Source organism: Corynebacterium sp. HMSC11D10 (genome assembly GCF_001806995.1).
GTDB classification, from domain to species: domain Bacteria; phylum Actinomycetota; class Actinomycetes; order Mycobacteriales; family Mycobacteriaceae; genus Corynebacterium; species Corynebacterium coyleae.
This window is the reverse complement of sequence record NZ_KV787068.1, coordinates 21,619-44,054: the sequence shown is the minus strand read 5'-3', so window position 1 is coordinate 44,054 and position 22,436 is coordinate 21,619. Positions and strand designations below refer to the sequence as shown.

Sequence of the window (22,436 nt, the reverse complement as noted above, 5' to 3'; positions counted from 1 at the left end):
GGGTTTACCCGTCCACAAAATTTGACACAGGCCATCTCCAATCATTCTTCCGTGTGCTTCGCATCGGGCTATTGCATACAAAATGCGTCGCTGAGCATGTTTGTCTTTTAGCTCACCTAACCAGGCGTCAAACAAGCTGCTGGAAATGATCTCCACACGCCCAAGTGTAGCCTAAAAGCTACATGGCTCAAGTGGGGAATACGCCTCTCATGGCTGACTCCTCTTTCGGTTTGAAGATTGGTGATGACGCCAGGAAAGCGTCTAAAGACGCTAAAGACGCATGCAGACTTGAGGGTGCGGTTGATGAGTTGAGGTCGAGGTGGATGACACGTCCGCTATGGCCCGGATCTTCGGTGAGGTGTTCAAGGTCAACCTGGCGGCTGAGGGGCCACCGCACCGCTTTTCGATCATCCGCGATGAAGCCACGCTCTCGAGCCTCAACTGGCAATGAACCGAACGGCGTTATTCTCGCAGCCCCTCCACGATCCGTACCGTCTCCACCGCAACCCGGGTCACCTTGCCAATCAGATCCACGATGTAGCGCGGGTTGCCAACCTCATCGGCCCAATCGTTCGGGTCGTTGACAATCCCAGACGCCTTGTCCTTCTTCACCTGGTAGCGATCAATCAGCCACGCCAACGCGGAACGCGACCCCAGCATGTACTCATCAGCCTCAGCCGGGATACCCGCGATGGTGACCCGCTTGTTGTAAATCAACTTGGTCACGTCGTTGACGTTCTTGTCGGTCTCTGGGTCCTTCTTACGTGCCCACTTCATCTTCAACACACGCCAGGTCTCCGGGTCGGACTCGTCGCCCTTGACCGCGATATCCAGCGGGTACGGCTGCACATCCTCGTACCCGACGTGCAGGTCCATCAGTTCCTTGCCGGAACGCGCCAACTTGTCGAACTCTTCACGCGAACCCGGCGCTTCAATGTGCGGCAGCATCTTCTTCAAATCCGCCGCATACGCCTCCCGATAGTTCGGATCGTGCAGCTTGCCGTAAACGAAGTGGAAGATGTCGTCACCAGTGACATCGGCATCCAGCGCGTCGCGGTAGAGCGCCTTGATCTCGTCGGTGATGTTGTCCTTGCGCACATAACCCGCAACGACCTCGCCAAACTGCCCATAAATCGAGGACTCGCCTTCGCTTATCGACGCCCCCTCGCCGAACAACCCACCATCCGACGCCTCTACTGGCTCCCAGGTGAAACGTGAGAAGTACTGAGAAGTCGCGAGGGTGTGAAGATCAGGCATGATGTTTGTCGCCAGCGTTCCCAACGGCACGCTATCGCCTGGGCTGGTGGTGACGTACCCGATGTTGTGATGGTGCAGCGTCGGGAACATCGAAGGCAATTGATACTGTCTGTCGATCAATTCTTTCGCGAAATAATTCCGCTGTTTGAAAAACGGGCGGTACAACGATGTGAACACACGGTCCGTATCAACCGCGATCTCGGTTCCGCGGGCTAACTCCTGCCTCAGGTTGACATTCCATGAACCTCGCGTGCTATCCACCAATTCCGGGTGTTGTGTAAACAATGCGTCTACGCCCCGTTTGCTTTCCTCAAACCCTTCGTTTCGCAACAGGTCTTGCGCTTGGCGGTAGTTCGCAACGTGCGTCCCGATGTTTTCTACGAGTTGGGCGGTTGCAGAAGAATACGACCAAGCATCACGGCCAGTTTTTAACCCTGCGGAATAGGCGCCAAAGAACGTCGTGACGGTGTCCTTCTTCTCGCCAATAACCGGCCAGGTCGCAAACTCGTCGCTGCGCTGGTTCAACCAATCTCCATGCTGATTCGGCACAATTGACTGCCAATCAACATTCTCAATCGTCGACGTATTCACGATCGCAAGCTTTTCTTCCGCTGACAGATAGTCCCCAATGTCGCGGTAATGCAGAGCGAATCCCGACTTGTTTGGATCTTTGACACAAATCGCTACTGAAATGGGCGTGCGTGAGCCGCCACCGAAGACGTTTCCGGCTTCTTTCTTACGTTCTTCTCCTGAGGTACGGGCATTTCCCCGTAGATTCAGCAAGTAGATGTCTGAATAATCTTCAGCGAGCGATAGGCGGACACCATCACCAGTGTTGGCATCCACCCAACCACCGTTCGACACAAACGCCACAACACCTTGATCCCCAATCCGGTCGGTGGCCCACCGGAACGCGCGCAGATATGAGTCGTACAGGGAGTTCTTATTCGTCGCCGTCGACTTCGCCGCGTACGTCTCCGCGATGCGTGCGTCCAGTGTTGGGTACTTCAGGTTCGCGTTGTTATCGTTCGCGCTCGTCTGACCTACTGAGTACGGCGGGTTGCCCACGATGACATTGATCGGGGCCTTCTTCTGACGAACAATGCGCTCGTTGTTGTTCTTAAATACCGCCAGATCCAGGATGTCGCCGTCCTCGTGGATCTGGAAGGTATCGGCAAGCGCAATGCCCTCAAACGGCACATACTCCGGCTCCGGTAGGTCTTCGCGCTGCGCCGTCTCGGCTTGCAACGCGTTAAACGTCGTTTCGATATTCACCGCAGCCACGTAATACGCCAGCAGCATGATCTCGGTCGCGTGCAACTCATTGGCGTACTTGCGGGCCAGATCCTTCGGATCGATCAATCCGGACTGCAACAGGCGAACCATAAACGTGCCAGTGCCCGTAAACGGATCCAGGATGTGTACGCTCTCGTCGCTCAAACCCCGGCCGAAGTGCTTCTTCGACACGTCATTGGCAGCGCGCAGAATAAAGTCCACGATCTCGACTGGGGTGTAGACAATGCCCAGCTTGTCAGCGTCGCGTTTGAACGCCTTTTGGAAGAATCGCTCGTAGAGCTCCTTGATCACCTGCTGCTTCCCGGACGCGCTGGTGACCTCAGAAGCGCGCACACGCACCGAGGCGTAGAACTTCTCCAGCGAATCAGTCTCGGCATCCAGGTCACTATCGTCGAGGGCATCAACCATGCGCTGCATGACCTGGGAGACCGGATTATGGGCTGCGAAATCGTGATCGCTGAACAGCGCGTCAAATACCGGGGCGGTGATCAGGTGCTGGGAGAGCATGCTGATCGCCTCGTTCTCGGAGATCGAGTCGTTGAGATTGCCGCGCAAGCCTTCCACGAAGGTCTCGAATTCGCGCTGGAGTTTCGGGCTCGCGTGTTCCAGCAGTTTGTGAATACGGGTGATCTGGTTTTCCGCGATCACCGCCACATCGTCGGCCCAGTCTTCCCAGTAGGTTCGGGTACCAACCTTGTCCACGAGTTTGGTGTAGATCGCCTCCTGCCACTTCTCTAGGGAGAACAGCGCAACCTGCTCGGAGGTGAGCTCTGAAGTTTCGTACCCAGGGGTCGAGTCGTTCTTATCCAGCTCTGCCTTTGCTTTTTCGACTTCGACATGAGTGACATCGATCGGAAGCTCATCAGGCTTGTCGCCGTTCAAACCAATCGAGTTCACCTTGGCGTTGAAGCGGTCATCATGAGCACGCAGCGCGTTGAGAATCTGCCAGACCACCTTGAAACGAACGTTGTCGTTCAGCGCTTCGGATGGCGACTTCCCAGGAGGAACCGCGACGGGGAGGATGATGTAGCCGTAGTCTTTGCCTTCGGACTTACGCATCACACGGCCGACAGACTGAACTACGTCGACCATGGAATTGCGCGGGTTGAAGAAGATCACCGAGTCCAAACCAGGCACGTCAACGCCCTCAGAGAGGCATCGCGCGTTGGTGAGGATGCGGGTTTCGTCCGGCTCCATGGATGCCTCGAGCCACGCGATCTTGTTGCCACGTTCCATCGCGTTCATGCTGCCGTCGACATGCTGTACCGCGACGGACAAGTCCACGTTGTGAAGAGAAACATCGTTGGTCGCAGCATGCTCACGAAGCGTTTGTTGGTGGCTTGCGATGAGTCCCGGGTAGGTTTCCGCAATGAGCTTCGAGGTTTTGATGTCCTTTGCGAAGGCAACAGTGCGCTGCATCGGCGCAGCGTCTTCCTCGAATCCGCCTTTTTGCCCTTGCAACTTGCCGGAGCGCTTTGCGAGTGCGTTCCACGCACCGATCATCGCTGAAGCGGTGGTCAGGTTCATGCCTTCCTGCGTGTGTCGAGCGAGTGCTTCGGCAGCGACATCCTCGTCCACGGTCATCACCAAGACGCGATAGTCCGTGAGTAGGCCCTTATCCACCGCTTCACCAAATCCGAGTCGATGAAACTCTGGACCGTAGATGGCCTCGTCATCCATGGAAGCCAGTTCGGCTGAGTGTTCTTCGGCTTTGGTTTTGACGGAGTCGTCGAAAAGCCGTGGTGTCGCGGTCATGTACAGACGACGAGCAGCCTTGATGTAGTCGGCATCGTGGATACGAACGAAGTTGGATTCATCCGCGCCGGCGAGTGTGACACCGGTGGTGCGGTGGGCCTCGTCGCAGATAACGAGGTCGAAATCGTCCAGTCCTTTCTCCTGAGCATCATGAACAGCGGGCAAGGACTGGTAGGTGGAAAAGACGACGTGCAGACCATTGGCGCGCTTACCCTGCGAGAAAAGAGTAGCGATGTCGTCGCCATCAGTGGAGACAGGAACCTCGAGATCGTACGAGGCAATGTCTTCGGCCTGGCGGCTGGCCTTGTTATCGGAGCAAACCGCGAAGCTCTTCAGATCTAGGCGAGCCTGCGCAGTCCACTCGCGAAGTGTCTGTGCGAGCAGTGCGATGGAAGGAACGAGGAAGAGGACGCGGGCGCCCCCCCCCTTGTCCTTTGCAACTTGTTCAGCTAGGCGGAGCGCAGTGAACGTCTTGCCTGTGCCGCAGGCCATGATGAGCTTGCCGCGGTCATGCGTATTGAACCCAGCCATGACGTTCTCGATCGCCTGCTGCTGGTGCGGACGCGGCTCGAAGGTTTCGCGCCGGGTGAGGCGAACCTGCATCTCGGAGCCGGGGAACACAACATCCCAGTTCACGGGTGATTCTGCGATCTGATTAAAGCCGATACGACTGGTGGGGATCTGCTGGTTTTCTAGAGCATCTTCCGCATTTTTCGACCACTTATCGGTCGTTGAAATGATGTAGCGGTGAACGAAGTGTTCGACGCTCGACTCAGTCTCAAACGAGCGACCGGAGGCTTCGAAGAACGAATCGATGTGCTGCTTTTGGATGCTCGTGGTCGGCTTGTAGAACTTGGCCTGGATTGCCACCCATTTACCGTCATCCTTGCGGCGCGCAACCAAGTCAATGCCCGTATCAGCCTTGCCACCGTTGTAGCGCCACTTATCCCAACGCTGAACCTCGTCGAACTGCGCAGAGAGAACAGGATCGGTTTTGAAGAAGTTAACCATCAACTTCTCAAACGCGATCCCGTACTTGCCCTGAGGCTGATTCTCACGGAGCTGATCGAGGACTTCGCTGAATGACGACATGTGCATCATTTTGCCCCTAAGGTGCAATTCTTTCGCTTTAGGGGGTGTTTATTTTCCCAGATCACATCGATCAAGGCCGTTACACTCGAGATCGCCACGGTATCGAGGCGGGGACGCCGGTGCTCGGGTGGGCGGTCTGCAGGTGCATCGTCGCTCCTTGGGGGCAGGGCGCAGCGGGGTTCGTCGATAAGTGATGGCGCTATGGAGCCGCTACACCCGCCAGTCCTCTACTTGTAGCAATGGGACACGGGAGAACTCCCGGGTGTTGGCGGTAACGAGAACGCAGTCGTTTGCCCGTGCCTGAGCTGCTATCCACAAATCGTTGGGACCGATTGGCTGCCCGATCGCCTCTAGCTCCAAACGGATGTCAGCGTAAAGAGCTGCCTCGGGCGCTCCGGTTCCGACTACCTGGTACGCCTGCTCGAGTTGCTTGACAGCATCGGTCCGACGAATCGACGTTGACTTACCCGCACCAACCCGCAGCTCTCCAAGGACAATGGAAGACAGCACGATGTTGTCGGCTCGAGTTACGCGCATGCGTTCGAGGATATTGGCGTTACTGCGACGAAGGGCATCGATCCACACATTTGTGTCTAGGAGGAAGCGCATCATTCATCCCACTTTGGGATCGGATCTAGGGGGAGATCAGAGGGTTCTTCGAACTCGTCCGCCCACCCATCCGGTAAATCGGCAGTGATCACATCGAGCACATCGAGAGCTGAGAGCGGCTCAGGAGAGACGTAAAGCTTGCCCCCAATCTTTTTCAGCCAAACCGTTTCAGAATCGAAACGAAAGTCCTTGGGAATTCGGATTGCTTGACTGTTGCCCGACATGAAGACCGTGGTTTCGACGGAGTCTGCTGCAGCCTCAGTCATGAACACCTCCTCGTATATATGACGTAATATATACGGTTTGGGACGTCAGGACGAGCACTCCGGCTAGAAAAGCTCCCGCACCGCAGCCCGCGCTGCCCAGGTATCGCGCGGGATGGTCAGGGCGCCGGTGAAGGCGACGCGATCGCCGGGGTGCAGGGTGAAGGTGGAAGGGGGTGGGCCGGTAAGGGGGTCGTCGAGAAGCGAATGCACGAGAGCGGGATCAACGCCGAGCGCTTTTGCAATGCTGAGCAGGGTTGCGCGTTCCTCGTCGGTGATTATGCCGTCTGACCAGGCTTCGACGGCAAGTTGGCGGGTGAACTCCTCGTTGATCGCCTCGACGTCGTCGGAGCTTAGGCCTGCGGCGATGGCGGTGGATTCGAGTTGGCGCATTTCGGTGCGGGAAATTTCGCGGTCTACAAGCGCGCGGGTCAGTTCGGCGCGGTAGGTGGCTTCATTCTTGGTGCCGGTCGTCGGCAATGTGCGCGAAAGCTGGCCTGCCCAGGAGGGTGCGCCACCGCGGGGAAGCGTGCGCACCTCGGGCGCGGGTGTGGGGAACAGCGCAGCCGGATAGTGAACGATATCCGCGTGGTGGTTCGTGTGCAGGTACGCGAGGAGATCGGCGGTGGCCTGGGCGTCCGCAAGCGCAGAGTGCGCCAAACGGTTGTGGATCTGTGCGATAGCAAGCGCTTCGCTGAGTTTGCCCACGCCAAGGTGCTGCTTGGTCAGGCGCATCGTGTCCAACCACTCGCACATGCCATCCTCCGCGCCCGCGCGTGCGAACTCGTTGGCAAGGAAGCGGCGCTCAAACGACGCGTTATGCGCCACCAACGTGCGGCCGTTCAGCAGCGCACCAAGATGCGCGGCGACGTCGCGGAACACCGGCGCATCCACGACGTCCGTCGCCGTGATCTTATGGATGTAACTGTTCGGAATGTCACGCTCCGGCTGGATCACCGTCTCCCACGTGCCCTCCACCGTGAGGTCGGGGCGCAGCAACACCACGCCGATCTCCACAATGCGATCGAGGTTGCTTAACCCCGTCGTCTCCAGATCGACCACCGCAAACCCGTGCTGCCGGTCCATTCCTGCTCCTTATATGTGAACTGTGTAAGCGCGATTTTCGACGCCACCATCAACCTAAGGCACGCACCGACACAGAGAGGTGGGGAGTCGGTCGGGTGTTCGATGGAACCGTAGGCGGCCTCGCCACGTCTAACTCAATGAAAGGGTTTTCATTGTCAATGGATAGTTGACAAGAGATTGCAATGGGGGGTTGAAGTGTGAAGCGGTATGCAGTAATAAAGAAGTTGCGAGACGAGGCTCGTCGGCGTGGTCTTGAATTTGAGCAGATACCACTCAAAAGACATGATGCATTTCGAGTGGGGGAGACGACCAAAACTCTCGGACGGCACCGCGAAATCGACGATCTCGCAGCACGAAAATTCTTTGATCAATTTCAGGCGGAGCTAGGAAAAGGGTGGTGGAGATGAGGTCGTTTACTGTCACTGCTGAGCGTGGTGCGAGTGGTGCCTGGGTTTTGGAGTGCGCAGAGCTTGGCGTTGTGTCCCAAACGCGGCGGCTCGATCGCGCAGAAAAGGAAGTGCTTGAAGCACTAGCTTTTCAGTCTGGACTTGCTCCAACCGAATTTGAGGTTGAAGTGATTCCGATTTTGCCTTCTGAAGTTGAAACACTTCGTCAGCGTGCCGAAGAGCTTGGGGTGAAGGCAAAAGAGGCAAATGGAAAGGCAGCTGCTGCTAGAAGCGAGCTTGCGCAAAAGATGAAAGCGGAAGGTTTCACGCTTCGCGAGATGGGGCAGGTCCTGGGAGTGTCCTATCAGCGAGCAGCAGAGCTTGCAGGGTAAGAGGATCCTATCGCGGGAAGGAGAGAGCACGATGAGGCCTAGGTATGAAGAGCTCGAATCTCTTGAGGGCGTTCGTATTTCGCGTCCGCCGCACATGGGGGAGATCGCCGCCGCGCGCTTCCTTGTCAAACAGATCGAGCGGGGCAGAAGCGACGGCAAGTTGTCGCCCTTCCTGCTGTGGGTTGCAAATTACGGGACCCCGGATGAGCCTCCGGGGCCGGTGATCGAGTCGCGCTCCGCCTAGAACAACTCCCGCACCGCAGCCCGGTCGACCTTGCCCGGACCCAACTGGGGCAGCGCCGGCACAACCTTGAGTTCCTTCGGCACTTGCCAGCGTGCGATCTCACCGGTGTCTTCGGCGTCGGCAAACGCGTCCATGATGTCCGCCACGCTCGCAGACCCGGTGTATGCAGCGCAGATGCGTTCGCCGAAGCGAGCATCTTGCTTGCCGACGACACACGCACCCGTCACCCCATCCACCTTGAGCAGGAATGTTTCCAGCACTTCGGGGTGGAGTTTGAGGCCGCCGGAGTCGATGATGTTGTCGATGCGTCCGTGGACGGTGAGGTGATCGTCGATAAGTGAGCCCGCGTCGGAGGTGAGGAACCAGCCGTCCTTGAGATCATCGGAGGGCGCCTGCAACCCGGCTCCGCGGTAGCCGCGCGCGACCATGGGGCCGCCGAGGTGGATGCGACCATCGACGATTTTTACGCGTGCACCGGCGATGGGCACGCCGTCGTAGACGCAGCCGCCGGAGGTTTCCGACGAGCCGTAGGTGGTGACCACGTTGATGCGCAGTTTCTTTGCCGACTCGAGCAGGCGCGGGTTGGTCGCCGCCCCGCCGACCAGCACCGCGGAGAAGGTCCGCAACGCGTCGATGCCCTTGAGCGTCGAGGTCGCCTTGGCCAGCTGCATCGGGGTCAACGCCGTGTAGGTGCGCTCGCCGGTGCTGGCCAGGTCGTGGGCGTGGTGGGCGAACTCAGCGACATCGAAACCGTTCGTGAGGTCCACAAACGCCGGTTCCACACCCGCGACCATGCTGCGCACCAGCACCTGCAGGCCCGCGATGTACGCCGCCGGCATGGCCAGCAGCCACTGGCCTTCGCCGCCCAACGCCTGGTGGGTCGCGTCCGCGCTCGAGATCAGGTTCGCCGGGGTCAGCATCGCGCCCTTCGGCTTGCCCGTGGACCCGGAGGTGGAGACGACGAGGGCGATGTCGTCGTCGATAGGTGCGCCGGGCTCCAACGTGTTGCGCAGCAGGTTCGTGCGCGCCGGGTCGTTCGTCGGCACCGGCAAAAGCGTGCGCTGGCCGGTCAACGCCTCCTCGAGCGCGGGCATGATAGCCAGCGGATTCGCGGGATCGACGGGCAGAAGTTCGAGCAGGTTGGTCACAGCGTACGAGCGTAGCCGGTGGGATTTCGCGCGCCGCGAAGGCCGTGACGTGTAACACCTGTTTGCGAGCCCACCGATAGAACAAGCATGAAGAAGTTCATCGCATCGGCCGTCGCCGCGGCGACCGCCTTCACCGTCACTGTCCCTACGACCCACGCCGCCACGCTCACGCCCACCGAGCAAGGCCAGTGCCGCGTCACCCTCAACGACGCCGAGCGCGGCCCCGCCTGGCAAGCCGAGCGCATCGCGAAAACCCTCACCCACGGCATGTACGCCACCGCCGTCACCGAAGCATTCGAGGCAACTTTCGAGGGGCTCAAGCCGCTTGGCGACGACCACCTCACCCAACCGGCCATCATCGCCGTCCAGGAAATCCGCCTGGCAGGCGAGGAACCCGGCGCCCGCCCCGACTACGACGCCGCCCGCGCCGCCACAAAGGCCAAACTGGCAGAACTGGGCCTGACCTCCACTGACGCCGACTTCTACCTGGACATGAAGCAGGGCTCCCAGATCCCGCTCTCACCAGCAGGCAAGGCGCTGAAGGGCTCGGCTGGCTGGTACATCGGCATCGACGGCTCCGTACCAGAAGTCAACGACCTCGGCCCGGACTACGAGGTCGGCCGCACCGGCGCGAACACCGCCCGCTTCCTCAAACACATGCCCGAATGGCAGCGCAACGCGTTCGCCGCCAACATGTCCAAGACCTACTTCGGTCAAGCCTTCGACTCGCTCGAGTCCCGCTACTACCACCCGCTGAGCAGGGCAAAGAAGTGCGACGACAATCCGCCGCTGCTCTTCAGCATGCAGAACGCGGAACTGCCCGCTGCACCGGAGCTGAAGAACACGCTGCCCGGCAAGCCAGCCGACCCGGATAAGCCGGCGCCGACTCCGGGCACCCCTGCGCCTGACACCCCTACGCCGGAGCAGCCGAAGACCTTCGACGCGAAGCTTGCAGAGATCATCGGCATCATCGCCGCCGTGCTCACCGCACTGGGCGCCCTGTTCGCCCTGCTGAAGACCGCCGGCTTCAACGTGCCGGACTTGCCCCAGATCCCCGGCCTGAACAAGTAGATCTCCTCCTCGGGGAGGAGGTGCGGGGCGGGGGTCGTCGATAGGCTTACGCCCATGCGCTACAAACCGGGTGACCTTGTGCTCGCGGTCGCTGTCGCCATTTTGGCGGCGGTGTACACCGCGAGTGCGTTTACCCAACCCATAGACGCGGCAGGTTGGGGCCAGGCCGTGCTGTCGTGGGGCTTTGTCGCGGTGTGCGTGGTGCTCACGAGCAAACCGATGTTCTCCTCGGTTGCGCTTATCGCGCTGAATGTTGCCTGGTCGACGATGTGGCTGGCCGCGCCGGTCAACCTTGGCTTTTCGCCGTGGGTGTTGGCGGTCCCGGTGTCCACCTTTATCGCCGGACGGTTTACAGGGAAACGCTTCGCGCTAGTTGTTCTCGCTGCCGCGTGCGGGTGGGCGCTGCTGTCACCGTTCATGTGGACGTGGGACGACAACTTTGTGTTGTTCTACCGGCACGGGGTCGATCTCGGGATCACGCTTGCGCTGCACTGGGGCGCGAGTGCGGTGGGGTATCTCCTGGGGGCGAATGTGGCGGCTGAGGATGAGGTGCGTCGTCGAGAAGCACACGCGAAAGAGCAGCGCCTCGCAGCGGCGCGCGAGGAGGAACGCCGCGCCATTGCCCGCGATATTCACGACCTTCTCGGCCACTCGCTGACCCTGATCAAAGCGCAGGCCAATGCTGGTTTGGCGGTGGGGCAGGAGCGGGAGGCGCTGCAGCAGATCAACGAGGCCGCAGGGCAGTCGTTGTCGGAGATTCGCCTGCTTGTGCGGGGTCTGCGTGAGAGCGACCATGCGTTTTCCCCGGCGGCGGGGATCCCTGACCTGCCGTCGTTGGTGCAGCGCTACCGCGACGCCGGCGTGGAAGTATCGCTGGAAGCACCAGCAGTGGATGTCTCCCCGGTGACCTCGCTTGCTACCTATCGCATCGTGGCTGAGGCACTGGCAAACGCGGCGCGCCACCAAGTCGATCCCACTGTGACGGTTCGGGTCGCACCGGGCGAGACCGTGGTGGTAGAAGTCGTTTCTACCGGCCAGATTCGACCCCAACCAGGCACCGGCGTCGGGCTGGAGGGGCTGCGTGAACGCGCGGCGAGTGCCGGTGGCACGCTGAAGACATGGCAGTCAGGGGAGACGTTTACCGTGCGGGCGGAGTTGGCAGCATGATCCGCCTGCTTCTTGCCGACGACCAACCGCTCCTCCTCAGCGCCCTCCGCACCATCTTGGACGCCCAGGACGACATCACCGTCGTCGCCACCGCCGCCGACGGCGCCGAAGCCGTGGAGAAAACCCGCGCCCACCGCATCGACGTGGCGGTGCTGGACATCCGCATGCCGGTGCTCGACGGCATCACCGCCGCCCGCACGATCATGGAGATGGGCCCACGCGTGATCATGCTGACCACCTTCGACGACGACACCTTGATCCATGCAGCTATCGACGCCGGCGTGCACGGCTTTCTCCTCAAAGACGCCGAACCCGACGTCTTGGCCAACGCCGTACGCGCCGTCGCCCGCGGCGAATCGGTCCTGGCCCCCGGAGTCACCGGTCGCGTGATGGAGTGGGTCCGCGACGGGGGAGCCACCTCAGAATCAGCAGCTGCGCTGGAGGGGCTGACGCAACGCGAACGCGACGTGCTCGCGGAGATTGGCCGCGGCGCGACGAACGCAGAAATCGCCGCCACGCTGTTTATTGCAGAGACCACGGTGAAAACGCACGTGTCCAACCTGCTTTCCAAACTTGGCGCGCGCGACAGGGTGGCGCTCGCCTTGATCGCCCAGCGCGCCGGGATCTCCTCCTAGAGGAGGAGGCAGTGTGGTCCCGTCGGCCGATGTGGTCGCCTTGTTCGGCGACGACCATGAATGCCATGACTGATACCCAACTTGCTTGCCGCGGCGTGGTCGTGTCCTTCGGGGACCACCATGTACTTCGCGACGTGTCGTTGACCACCACCCCGGGCCGAGTCCACGCACTGCTCGGCCCCAACGGCGCGGGTAAATCGACGCTGATGTCGGTGCTGCTCGGCCTGATCGAACCCGATGCCGGCGAGGTGACACTGATGGGGCAGCCGTTTGACCGTTCGGCACTGCGCCATGTCGGCGCCTCCATCAACGACCCCGCCTTTTACAGCCACCTCAGCGCCCGCAACAACCTCCGCGTCCACACCACGCTGCTGGGCCTTCCCGACAGCGAAGCCGACCGGGTTCTCGAACTGGTTGGCCTCCAAACCGCGGGCAAGAAGAAAGCCGGCAGTTTCTCCACCGGCATGAAAGGCCGCCTTGCGCTCGCCCAAGCGCTGCTCGGCGAGCCAGAGGTGCTTATTCTCGACGAACCACAAAACGGCCTCGACCCTGAAGGCATTGCCCACCTGCGCGACTACCTCCGCGAATACGCGCGAGCTGGACGCACCGTCCTGGTCAGTTCCCACCAACTCGGCGAAGTACTCCACATGGCCGATGACGCCACCGTGATCGCAGGCGGCGGCGTCCGCTTCGCAGGCGAGCTCGCGGAACTCGGCCCCAACCTAGAAGAGTCGTTCTTCCGGCTCACCTCCGGTGGTGACCGATGAACCTCCTACACGCCGAATGGATCCGTGCGCGCGGCTCCATGCTGTGGTGGCTCGCCGGAGCAGGCCTGCTGGTCGGCGTGCTGCTGACGTTGTTCGCCCTGGCCGGAAACGTCGAAACCGCGACGAACCTGCTCTACCCGCAAGGCCTGTTAGTCACCGGCATGGCTGCTCCCGCCGCCGCACTGTTCGCCGGTTTGGCCGAAACCCGCGAGCGTGACGCCCGCGGCGGCGGCACATTGTGGCGGCCGGTTTCACCCAAGCGCACCCGCGCCGCCCGCATAGTCGTGGTGTGGCTGGCGCTGGCCGCGTTCGTCGCCTTCGACTTTGTCGTGCCGTTTGCCGCCGGCCTCGTATTCAACCTGGACAACACGGCCTCGATCGCACTCGTCGGCCTATTTGTGTGGTTGGGCATGCTCGGCCCCGCGGGCCTCGCCGCCGCTGCCACGCGACGCATCGGGATCCTGCCAACCATCATCCTCGGCTTCGCATTCACCATCGGCCTCGGCTACTTCGCCGAACGCGACTGGTGGTGGGTCAACCCCGGCGCCTGGCCAACCCGGCTAGCGCTGCCGACCATGGGCCTGCACTTCAACCTGCTACCCCTCGACGCCACCGACCCGATGGCGGGGGAATCTCCCATTCCCGCCCTCACCCTCACACTGCTACTCGCAGCAATTGGCTTTGTAGTGGCCGCCCTCGTACCACCGCGCACCCGACCCATACTGCGCCGCCGCCGAGTCCACCACGTCACCGCACCGCTGGCCACTTCTCCGGCGACGCCGCGCCCCGAAACCACCGGATACGTGGCTGCGGTGAAGGGGGTTGCGGTGGCGGCGAGGGTGTCGTCGATAAGCGTCTTGCTCCTGCTCACCGCCCTGGTGCTGCTGTTCTCGCTGGCATACCCGGTGGACGTGCGCGAGGCGCTGTTCGCCTACGCCATCCTGCCGGTTGGGGCCGGCGTGCTGCCCACCCTCGTGTGGCCGAAACTGCGTCCCGCCTGGGCGCTCATGCAGGTCGAACACCCACACGTCCGCGCCGCATTGGCCACTTGGTGCGTTGGAGTCGTCGCCCTCGTGTGCGCGTTCGGAGCGGCCGTGGTTGGCGACGCACGCTTCGGACTCCTCGCGTTCCTCGCAGGCAGCGTATTGGCCCTCACCGCACTTGCCATCACCGTCCGCTTCGGCGTGGCGTGGACGCTGGCCACGACGATCCTGGTCACGATCGTCTCCGCCACGATCGGCGGCGACGTCCTCGCACAGTCCGCACTATGGATCCTCGCCGTTCCCGCATGGCCAATCACCGCCACCGGTGCACGCGTGTGGGTTGCGGCTGCGGTCGGGTTAGCGCTGCTGGCGGTGGTTGTAGTGCTGCTGATGCGGACGCTGCGCGGGATGCGCCCAGTACGACGCTAACCCGCCGGGGTGAGGCGCCCGTTGGCCGTGTAGCGACCATCGGGGGAGTTGTAGAAGGCGTGGGTGTGGTTGTCGTCGATAAGCAAGTGCCACGTGCCGCCGTTATCGCAGGTGCCCTCGGTGATCGTCTCGCGGAAGCCATCCTCGGTTTTCGCGAGGTGGCCCGCGCAGCCAAGGTCCGGGTACGTCACCGCGATGCCGTCGGCGGTCGGCTCGAACCGGACGCGGAACTGCTCACCCTGCAGGTGCTCCACCTTGGACACCTGCCCCATCGTGCCCTCCAACGGACCACGCAGTGTTGCGCTGCCGATCTTGTCCAGCGCCGCCGGGTCCGTCGTCGGGTGCCAGGTGATCCTGGTGACATCGCTGAGCGGATTGCCGACGACCGTCTCCTCCGGGCCCCACACCTTTTCCAGATGCTGACCCCGCAGTTCGAAGTGCGTCACGTTGAGGCGGGGACCGTCCGTTTCGTACTGGTCCAAGCCCGGCTGGGTGCCGTTGGTGAACACTGTCGGGTAGGGCTCGTCCGAGTCGACGAGGTAGTCCTTCGTCCAGGTGACCTCGCCGTTCTGGGCCCGCAGCACGCGCACCGGCGATGGGTTGCCGTTGGCCGCGCCTGCGTCTGGGGCTGCGTCTGGGGCTGCGCTGACGCCTGCGCGGAGCAGCAGTTCGGGTTCGAGATCGCCGTTGATGTCCAAAACGTCGTAGGTGAACGTGCCGTCGAGATCCGCGAGGTCCGCGAAGAAGCGCGCCGGGTCTGCGATCGCTTCCGCGTACAGGTCACGGATCGAAGCGGTCGGTGTCGCTGACGCCGTGGTCGCGTCGGTTGACGTTTCGTTGGCCGGTGCGCTAGTCGGTGCGCTGACCGTCTCGTGAGAAACGACCGTCGTTGTTTCCGGTGCAGGCGTTTGGATTGGTTCGGTCTCCGTGCCGCAGGCAGCCAGCAGGAGAGTGGTGGCGAGGATCGGTACGTGACGTTTCATGGCATCACGCTACCGAAAGCCCAAAAGACGATATCGGGATTTGGCATTCTCGCCGGAGCACGACTTGGGGAAACGGCGTCGGAAAGGTGCTAAAACCCGATATCGTCTTTTGGGCTATCCGACAGATCAAGACAGGATCTGCCAGGCGCTTTGGAAAATCGACATCTGTTGGGAACTGGCGGGCCAACGCATCCGACTAAAAATGCGTCCCTGTATCAACCGAAAGGTGTATGTGTGTCCAGTACTGTCCAACGGCGCAGCGGCCTGCCCGCGCTGACCAGAAGAATCCATTTTTACGCGGGCCTGTTTATCGCCCCGTTCATCTTTGTCGCCGCGCTAAGTGGCGCTCTCTACGCGGTCGCTCCGTCGCTCGAAAACGTCGTCTACAAAGACGTGCTGACCGTTCCCGCCTCCGACACCAACGCCCCGCTGGCCAGCCAAATCAGGGCCGCGCAGGACACACACCCGGACATGGATGTGGCGCAGGTGTGGCCGTCGTCGACACCCGATGAAGCAACGCGCGTTTTGCTTATCGACGAATCCCTCACCGAAACAAACCAACTCCGCAGCATCTTCGTCAACCCCCACACCGGTGACGTCATTGGCGACGAGCCAACCTACTCCGGCCTCGGCGAACTCCCGCTGCGCTACTGGATCTCGTCGCTACACAAGAGCCTCCACCTCGGCGAGGTCGGCGAGCTTTACGCAGAGGTGGCAGCCAGCTGGCTGTGGGTCGTCGCCCTGGGCGGCCTGTACCTGTGGTGGCGGATGGCCCGGAAGCGAGCCCTGGTTGGGTTGGAGAATGCGACGGGGCGTCGTCGTAAAGTGCTGAACTTGCACGGCGTAGCCGGAACCTGGCTGCTCGTGGCCATGCTGGGACTGTCCGCCACAGGCATCACCTGGTCCGTATTCGCCGGCGAAAACGTCGACCGCACAATCACCTGGTTGGGCGGCAAAGCAGAACCGATCGAAACCTCCCTGGTCGCCGACGCGGAAGCCGCCCCAGCCGACGAGCACGCCGACCACCACCCCGCCAGCGCACACGGAGCCGAAGGCCTGACCAAGGACGAGGTGGCCGACCAAGCCGCCACCGTCCTCGAAACCGCCCGCGCCGAAGGCCTCACCGGATCAGTGCGCCTCTTCGTCCCCAAGAACACCGACGAGGCGTGGCAGGCCAGCGAGCGCTGGGTGCCGTGGCGCACCACCTCCGACGCCGTGAGCGTGAACGGCCAAAACGGTGACCTTGTAGACAAGCTCCCATTCTCTGAACTGCCACTGTTCTCAAAACTGACCAGCTGGGGCATCTACCTGCACATGGGCATCATGTTCGGCCTGCCTCTGCAGATCCTGCTCGCTATCTGCGCGCTCGCGATCTGCGCCATGGTCGTGATGGGCTACATCCTCTGGTGGCGACGCCGCCCAACAAAGAACGCCATCGCCGGCGTCCCAGGTCAGGCTGATCTCACCGGCCGCGACTGGGCCATCCTCGCCGTCGTAGCGATCCCGGTCGGCCTGTTTCTGCCGCTACTCGGCCTTACCTTCGCCGCGATACTTGTTGCCGATCGGTTGCTGGCCCGCCGCCGCACGGCATTTACGACGCCCGAAAAAGAACCTGTTCCCCTGGCTGCTGACGAGCGGGTCGGAGTCTCCGGAGACGAGGCTGAGCTTGGTTTAGTTGAGGTTGGCTGAGGCAAGCGTGGCGGCGCGTTCCTGACAGATCACGGCGGAATCTGTCAGTCGCCGGCATCGCGCCTGGTCAGAAATCGCCCCTGACAGATTCTGCAGAATCTGTCAGTGGAAGAGGGGGCCGGCGAAAATAGTTCCCGTGGTTGGGCCGGGATGTGGAACTTTCTTGCCTCCCAAGACAGCCGACCTGGGAGAACGCCGCCGCGGTGGAGCCAAAAACCCGAAATAGTTCCCGAGCGGGGAACTATTTTGGGTGGGGGCCGCAGGGCCGCCGGGCCGCCAGCCCGGCAAAGTACCGCCGTACCCCCAAGAAGCCTAGTAGTAGAAGGGGAAGTCGTCCCAGCGTGGCGGGCGTTTCTCCAAAAACGAGTCGCGGCCTTCGACGGCTTCGTCGGTCATGTAGGCCAGGCGGGTGGCTTCGCCGGCGAAGACTTGTTGGCCCATGAGGCCGTCGTCGACAAGGTTGAAGGCGAATTTGAGCATGCGTTGCGCGGTGGGGGATTTGCCGTTGATTTCGCGGGCGACCTGGATCGCCTCTTCTTCCAATGAAGCATGCGAGGCAACGATGTTGACCGCGCCCATGCGCTGCATCTCCTCGGCTGAGTAGGTGCGGCCGAGGAAGAAGATTTCGCGGGCGAACTTCTGGCCGACCATCTTGGCTAGGTAGGCGGAGCCGTAGCCGGCGTCGAAGGAGCCCACGTCCGCGTCGGTTTGCTTGAACCGGGCTTCCTCGCGTGAGGCGATGGTGAGGTCGCATACGACGTGGAGTGAGTGTCCGCCGCCGGCTGCCCAACCGTTGACCACGGCGATGACCACCTTGGGCATGGTGCGGATCAGGCGCTGGACCTCCAAAATATGAAGACGTCCGCCCTCGGCCTTCACGCGCGCCTCATCGACGGTTTCGGCGGTGTCGCCGCCCGCGTACTGGTAGCCGGAGCGGCCGCGGATGCGTTGGTCGCCGCCGGAGCAGAACGCCCAGCCGCCATCCTTCTGCGAAGGCCCGTTGCCGGTCAGCAGCACCACGCCGACGGATGGGTCGCGCCGGGCGTGATCCAGGGCTTGGTAGAGCTCGTCGACGGTGTGGGGGCGAAACGCGTTGCGCACCTCGGGGCGGTCGAATGCGATGCGCACGGTGCCGTCGGCACGCGTGTCGCCCACGTGGCGGTGGTAGGTGATGTCCGTGAAATCGAAGCCCTCGACCTCGCGCCACTGGCTGGGGTCGAAGGGCTGGGCGGTGGAGTACTGCATGGGGGTAATCGTACTCACGCGTCCGCTTTATACCTCTTTATAACTAGCCCAACCTATAAAGAGGTATAAAGAGGCTATGGTTCAGCGCAGTCCGTACACACCTGGCGTGGTGGCCTCCACCATTTATGGCAGAGACCAAGTTCTTAGGGAGGCGAAGCGCGAGCTTTTCTTTATGGCTCATGATCCTGGGCTGATGGGGCAGGTGAAGGTCTACGGGGGACCCCGCGGCATAGGAAAGACCAGCTTGCTTCGAGCAGTTGAAGCAGAAGCTAAGGCTGAAGGCTTTGAAACCGCCTGGATTACAGCGGGGGACCGGCCACTTTTCAATGCCCTTTTGGACAAAATCGGCGAGATTGCTCGCAGCTGGAAGGATGAGGCTGGAGAAAAGCTGCTCGGGCTGTTGTCGTCGCTGCGGGTTGAAGCGTTTGGTGTTTCGGTTGGAGGATCTCAACCAGTTGAAGGCCCGAGGCCAGATGCGTCGGGATATGGAGACCAAATGCAGCGCGCGCTTGTTGATGCAGCGGAAACGATCCGGGGCAGGGCTAGTGGAATGGTTGTTTGTATTGACGAGATTCAGTCGGCTGATGCAGATGGCCTGCGCTCGCTTGCGTACGCGTGGCAGCAGATGCAGGCAGAAAATGCTGAGCTCCCTCTCGCCATCTTTGCAGCTGGGCTCAGTCATAGTCAGGATGTGATTACCGATGCTGTGAGTTTTGCAGAGCGCTTTAGTTATGTGCATCTTGAATCTCTGGACCGAGAACACGCTGAGGAAGCATTAGTACAACCGGCGAAGAAGAAGGGCGTGAATTGGTCTCCGGCCACGCTCCAGGAAGCTGTCCGTTTAGCAGGCGGCTACCCGTATTTCATTCAGGTTGTAGGCGATCTGGTGTGGCAAGCGGCCGATTTTCCGGATCCTGGCACTTTTATTGGCCTAGCAAACCTCAAACATGTAGCGGATCGATTCCAAGAAACTCAGTTGACCATGTTCCGCTCCCGGTGGCACAAAGCTACCGACGTGGAGAGGGAATTCATTAGCGCAATGGCTGAGGATCTAGAGCCACAGGTGAAGCGAGGCGATATCGCCGAGAGAATGGGCCGACCTACAACCGGAATCAGCATGGTCCGTAGATCTTTGCTTGACAAGGGATTAATCGAGGAAAGTGGTTTCGGCTACTTGAGGTTCACTGTTCCGGGGTTCGCCGAATTCGTGAGAAACGAGCGGGGTGGGCAGGAGCGTGAGGCTCGTGGCTGACGTTTTATACCTCTTTATAACTCCCCCAACCTATAAAGAGGTATAAAGCGCCCATGACCCCATCCGTTGACGAGATCCTCGAGCGCGCCCACGTTGTCGCGCTGCCCATGGCTGTGAAGTTCCGCGGCATCACCACGCGTGAGTCCTTGCTTATCGACGGCCCCGCCGGCTGGGGCGAATTCTCCCCATTCATCGAATATGCACCCGAGGAGTCTGCCGCCTGGCTGCGCGCCGGGCTGGAGGCGGCGTTCACCGGCCTGCCGGAGGCCCACGGCACTGTGGAGGTCAACGGCACGATTCCCGCGGTCGAGGACGTCGAGCCTGTGCTCGCGCGCTACCCGGGGGTTAACACGTTCAAGATCAAGGTCGCTGAGCCTTCGCAGTCGCTTGACGACGACATCCGGCGCGTCACCGCCGTCCGTCGCCTCCGCCCCGACGCGCGTTTGCGTGTCGACGCCAACCGTGGCTGGACCGTCGACCAAGCCGTCGAAGCAGCGGAGAAGCTCGGCGAATTGGAGTACATCGAGCAGCCGTGCGCCACGGTGGAGGAACTTGCGGAGGTGCGCCGTCGCGTCAGCACCCCGATTGCTGCGGACGAATCCATTAGGCGCGCCGCCGACCCGTACCGCGTGGCTGAACTGAACGCGGCGGACGTGGCGGTGTGCAAGGCGGCTCCGCTTGGGGGAGTGGCCAACCTGGTCACCATCGCGCGCGACCTGCACCTCGATGTCACTGTCGCTAGCGCTTTGGATACTGCCGTCGGCATGGATGCGGGGTTGATCGCGGCGAAGCTCACCGGTTCGCGTGCGGCGGGGCTGGCAACCCAGCGCCTGTTCGTGGAGGACGTTGCGGAGCCCCGCGCCATGGAAAACGGCGAACTTGCTATCACCCGCACTACCCCCGATCCGGAACGCCTCCACGGGCTTCGCGCCCCAGGTGAGCGCAGGGACTGGTGGTTTGACCGTGTCCGTGCGTGTATGGCTGTGTTGGAGCGGGATCCCTCTTTCCGGGTGTAATTGTCCGATTTCTTGTTGCATTCGCGTGTGGGATCCGGGGGCAGTCGGCTAATCTTTCGCCCATGTCGACTCCCGTGATGCACGAATCTGCCTCGCTTTCAGAAGGCGACCTGGCAAAAGCGCCCGACCCTGGCGAGTGGCGCCGCCAACTTATCGGCCTGATCACCGGTGTGGTGCTGGCTGTTTTGGTGTATTTCTTGTTCCCTGCCAACGCTGCTGAGACGGTGTTGCAGTCCTCCGGTGCGAAGGAGGGGGTGGAGTACTCCGCGGACACGATGCGCATCGTCGCTGCGACCACTGTGTTGATGGGTGCGTGGTGGATGACGGAGGCCATCCCGCTGGCCGCCACCGCCTTGGTGCCTATTGCGGTGTTCCCGATCGCAGGTGTGGCCCCGTTTAAGGAAGTGTCCTCCCCGTACGCTTCGGCGACGATCTTCCTGTTTATGGGTGGCTTCCTCATGGCGCTGGGTCTGCAGCGTTGGAACCTGCACCGCCGTCTGGCCCTGATGGTGGTCAAGATTGTGGGTACTTCGCCGAAGCGCATCATTTTGGGCTTCATGCTGGCCACCGGCTTTATGTCCATGTGGGTGTCTAACACTGCTACCGCTGTGGTCATGCTGCCGATTGGTACGTCGGTGCTCATGCTGACCGCGGACACGGTTGGTGGCATGAAGAACCAGAAGAAGTTCGCTACCGCGCTCATGCTTGCTATCGCGTACTCGGCTTCCATTGGCTCCCTGGCAACGCTGATCGGTACTCCGCCGAACGCGCTGCTGAAGGGCTACATGGAGGAGGCCCACGGCATCGTTATCGGTTTCGGTCAGTGGATGCTGGTCGGCCTGCCGGTCGCGGTTGTGTTCACCTTCATTGCCTGGTGGCTGCTGATCACGGTGTTCAAGCCGGAGGTAGACACCATCCCGGGCGGCAAGGAGCTGATCGACGATGAGATTAAGAAGCTCGGTGCCTGGACCTTCCCGCAGGTTGCTGTGGGTGTGATCTTCCTTGTCGCCGCGCTCGCCTGGATTTTCATCCCGCTGGGCCGCAATCACTTTGGTTGGGATTTCCCGTACGACGACGCGATCGTCGGCATCATTGCCGGCATGCTCATGTTCATCATCCCGGGTACCTCTGACGGCAAGCGTCTGTTGGATTGGAAGACGGCGAATGAGATGCCGTGGGATGTGCTGATGCTCTTCGGCGGCGGCCTGTCTCTGTCGGCGATGTTCACTGCAACCGGTCTGTCGCTGTGGATCGGTGAGAAGGCGAAGGGCCTGGCGAGCCTGCCGATGTTCCTGCTCATCTTCGCCATCGCTGCGCTGGTGCTGCTGCTGACGGAGCTGACCTCCAACACTGCAACGGCTGCGACCTTCCTGCCGATCATGGGTGGTGTGGCCGTCGGCATTGGTCTGACCGAGGCGACCGAGATGAACGTTTTGCTGCTGGCTATCCCGGTTGCGTTGTCTGCAACCTGTGCGTTCATGCTGCCGGTGGCAACTCCGCCGAATGCGATTGCGTACTCGTCCGGCTACGTCACCATGGGCGAGATGATCAAGGGTGGTGTGTGGCTCAACGCGATTGCGCTGGTGCTCATCTCCCTGGCTACCTACTTCATCGCTGTTCCGGTGTTTGGGCTGGTGCTCTAGGAGCATTCTGCTTATCGACGACGCGCCC

19 protein-coding genes are annotated in these 22,436 nt (G+C 61.4%); 12 read left to right on the top strand and 7 right to left on the bottom strand.

The window, feature by feature from the left end; genetic code table 11:
• Positions 1 to 319 precede the first annotated feature (319 nt).
• Positions 320 to 451, top strand: coding sequence for a hypothetical protein (locus HMPREF3120_RS12470; protein ID WP_256366010.1), 132 nt, complete (start codon positions 320 to 322; stop codon positions 449 to 451).
• A gap of 11 nt (positions 452 to 462) precedes the next feature.
• On the opposite strand, the gene HMPREF3120_RS09020 is transcribed toward HMPREF3120_RS12470, so the two are convergent.
• From HMPREF3120_RS09020 to HMPREF3120_RS09005, 4 genes are all read right to left on the bottom strand, one after another.
• Positions 463 to 5,400, bottom strand: a complete 4,938-nt coding sequence (locus HMPREF3120_RS09020) for a DEAD/DEAH box helicase (protein WP_070452507.1) — start codon at positions 5,398 to 5,400, stop codon at positions 463 to 465.
• A 210-nt stretch (positions 5,401 to 5,610) separates the two neighbouring features.
• Positions 5,611 to 6,009, bottom strand: coding sequence for a type II toxin-antitoxin system VapC family toxin (locus HMPREF3120_RS09015; RefSeq protein ID WP_070452504.1), 399 nt, complete (start codon positions 6,007 to 6,009; stop codon positions 5,611 to 5,613).
• Entirely contained in the window at positions 6,009 to 6,275 is a 267-nt protein-coding gene (locus HMPREF3120_RS09010; RefSeq protein WP_070421738.1) for an antitoxin, read from the bottom strand. Before HMPREF3120_RS09010 ends, HMPREF3120_RS09015 begins: the two co-directional genes overlap by 1 nt.
• Positions 6,276 to 6,338: 63 nt before the next feature.
• The gene (locus HMPREF3120_RS09005) at positions 6,339 to 7,358 is read right to left on the bottom strand and encodes a 3'-5' exonuclease (RefSeq protein ID WP_070452495.1); all 1,020 of its coding nucleotides are present in this window, start codon (positions 7,356 to 7,358) and stop codon (positions 6,339 to 6,341) included.
• 403 nt (positions 7,359 to 7,761) lie between these two features.
• On the opposite strand from HMPREF3120_RS09005, the gene HMPREF3120_RS09000 reads away from it, so the two are divergent.
• Positions 7,762 to 8,136, top strand: coding sequence for a hypothetical protein (locus HMPREF3120_RS09000; RefSeq protein ID WP_070452501.1), 375 nt, complete (start codon positions 7,762 to 7,764; stop codon positions 8,134 to 8,136).
• Between the two features lie 31 nt (positions 8,137 to 8,167).
• Positions 8,168 to 8,380: a hypothetical protein gene (locus HMPREF3120_RS08995; protein WP_070452492.1), complete on the top strand. Its 213-nt coding sequence runs from the start codon at positions 8,168 to 8,170 to the stop codon at positions 8,378 to 8,380.
• Here the strand turns inward: HMPREF3120_RS08995 and menE are convergent.
• Entirely contained in the window at positions 8,377 to 9,528 is a 1,152-nt protein-coding gene (gene menE, locus HMPREF3120_RS08990) for an o-succinylbenzoate--CoA ligase (RefSeq protein WP_083284858.1), read from the bottom strand. The two genes, HMPREF3120_RS08995 and menE, sit on opposite strands and share 4 nt — an antisense overlap.
• 87 nt (positions 9,529 to 9,615) lie before the next feature.
• On the opposite strand from menE, the gene HMPREF3120_RS08985 reads away from it, so the two are divergent.
• From HMPREF3120_RS08985 to HMPREF3120_RS08965, 5 genes are all read left to right on the top strand, one after another.
• The gene (locus tag HMPREF3120_RS08985; RefSeq protein ID WP_070452489.1) at positions 9,616 to 10,599 is read left to right on the top strand and encodes a hypothetical protein; all 984 of its coding nucleotides are present in this window, start codon (positions 9,616 to 9,618) and stop codon (positions 10,597 to 10,599) included.
• A 54-nt stretch (positions 10,600 to 10,653) separates the two neighbouring features.
• Positions 10,654 to 11,766 (top strand): sensor histidine kinase, encoded by a 1,113-nt coding sequence (locus tag HMPREF3120_RS08980; protein ID WP_070452486.1) that lies wholly within the window; start codon positions 10,654 to 10,656, stop codon positions 11,764 to 11,766.
• On the top strand, positions 11,763 to 12,401 hold the full coding sequence (locus tag HMPREF3120_RS08975) for a response regulator (protein WP_070452483.1): 639 nt from the start codon (positions 11,763 to 11,765) through the stop codon (positions 12,399 to 12,401). The genes HMPREF3120_RS08980 and HMPREF3120_RS08975 overlap by 4 nt, the downstream gene beginning before the upstream one ends.
• A 65-nt stretch (positions 12,402 to 12,466) precedes the next feature.
• Positions 12,467 to 13,168, top strand: coding sequence for an ATP-binding cassette domain-containing protein (locus tag HMPREF3120_RS08970; protein WP_070452480.1), 702 nt, complete (start codon positions 12,467 to 12,469; stop codon positions 13,166 to 13,168).
• A complete protein-coding gene (locus HMPREF3120_RS08965) occupies positions 13,165 to 14,580 on the top strand; it encodes an ABC-2 family transporter permease (RefSeq protein ID WP_070452477.1) in 1,416 nt (471 codons plus the stop codon). Before HMPREF3120_RS08970 ends, HMPREF3120_RS08965 begins: the two co-directional genes overlap by 4 nt.
• Here the strand turns inward: HMPREF3120_RS08965 and HMPREF3120_RS08960 are convergent.
• A complete protein-coding gene (locus HMPREF3120_RS08960) occupies positions 14,577 to 15,563 on the bottom strand; it encodes a hypothetical protein (RefSeq protein ID WP_070452475.1) in 987 nt (328 codons plus the stop codon). The genes HMPREF3120_RS08965 and HMPREF3120_RS08960 overlap by 4 nt on opposite strands.
• Before the next feature lie 234 nt (positions 15,564 to 15,797).
• Here HMPREF3120_RS08960 and HMPREF3120_RS08955 point away from each other — a divergent pair, with 234 nt between their 5' ends.
• Positions 15,798 to 17,252 carry a PepSY-associated TM helix domain-containing protein gene (locus tag HMPREF3120_RS08955; protein WP_070452473.1) on the top strand — a complete coding sequence of 485 codons (1,455 nt, stop codon included), beginning with the start codon at positions 15,798 to 15,800 and terminating at the stop codon, positions 17,250 to 17,252.
• A 312-nt stretch (positions 17,253 to 17,564) separates the two neighbouring features.
• On the opposite strand, the gene HMPREF3120_RS08950 is transcribed toward HMPREF3120_RS08955, so the two are convergent.
• Positions 17,565 to 18,497: a 1,4-dihydroxy-2-naphthoyl-CoA synthase gene (locus HMPREF3120_RS08950; RefSeq protein WP_070452470.1), complete on the bottom strand. Its 933-nt coding sequence runs from the start codon at positions 18,495 to 18,497 to the stop codon at positions 17,565 to 17,567.
• Between the two features lie 76 nt (positions 18,498 to 18,573).
• Here HMPREF3120_RS08950 and HMPREF3120_RS08945 point away from each other — a divergent pair, with 76 nt between their 5' ends.
• The 3 genes from HMPREF3120_RS08945 to HMPREF3120_RS08935 all read left to right on the top strand — a co-directional run bounded on the left by HMPREF3120_RS08945 (position 18,574) and on the right by HMPREF3120_RS08935 (position 22,408).
• Entirely contained in the window at positions 18,574 to 19,749 is a 1,176-nt protein-coding gene (locus tag HMPREF3120_RS08945; RefSeq protein ID WP_070452467.1) for an AAA family ATPase, read from the top strand.
• A 53-nt stretch (positions 19,750 to 19,802) separates the two neighbouring features.
• Entirely contained in the window at positions 19,803 to 20,765 is a 963-nt protein-coding gene (locus HMPREF3120_RS08940) for an o-succinylbenzoate synthase (protein ID WP_070452464.1), read from the top strand.
• A gap of 62 nt (positions 20,766 to 20,827) precedes the next feature.
• Complete coding sequence (locus HMPREF3120_RS08935; protein ID WP_070452461.1) at positions 20,828 to 22,408, top strand: SLC13 family permease; 1,581 nt, start codon at positions 20,828 to 20,830, stop codon at positions 22,406 to 22,408.
• The last annotated feature ends 28 nt before the right edge of the window (positions 22,409 to 22,436 follow it).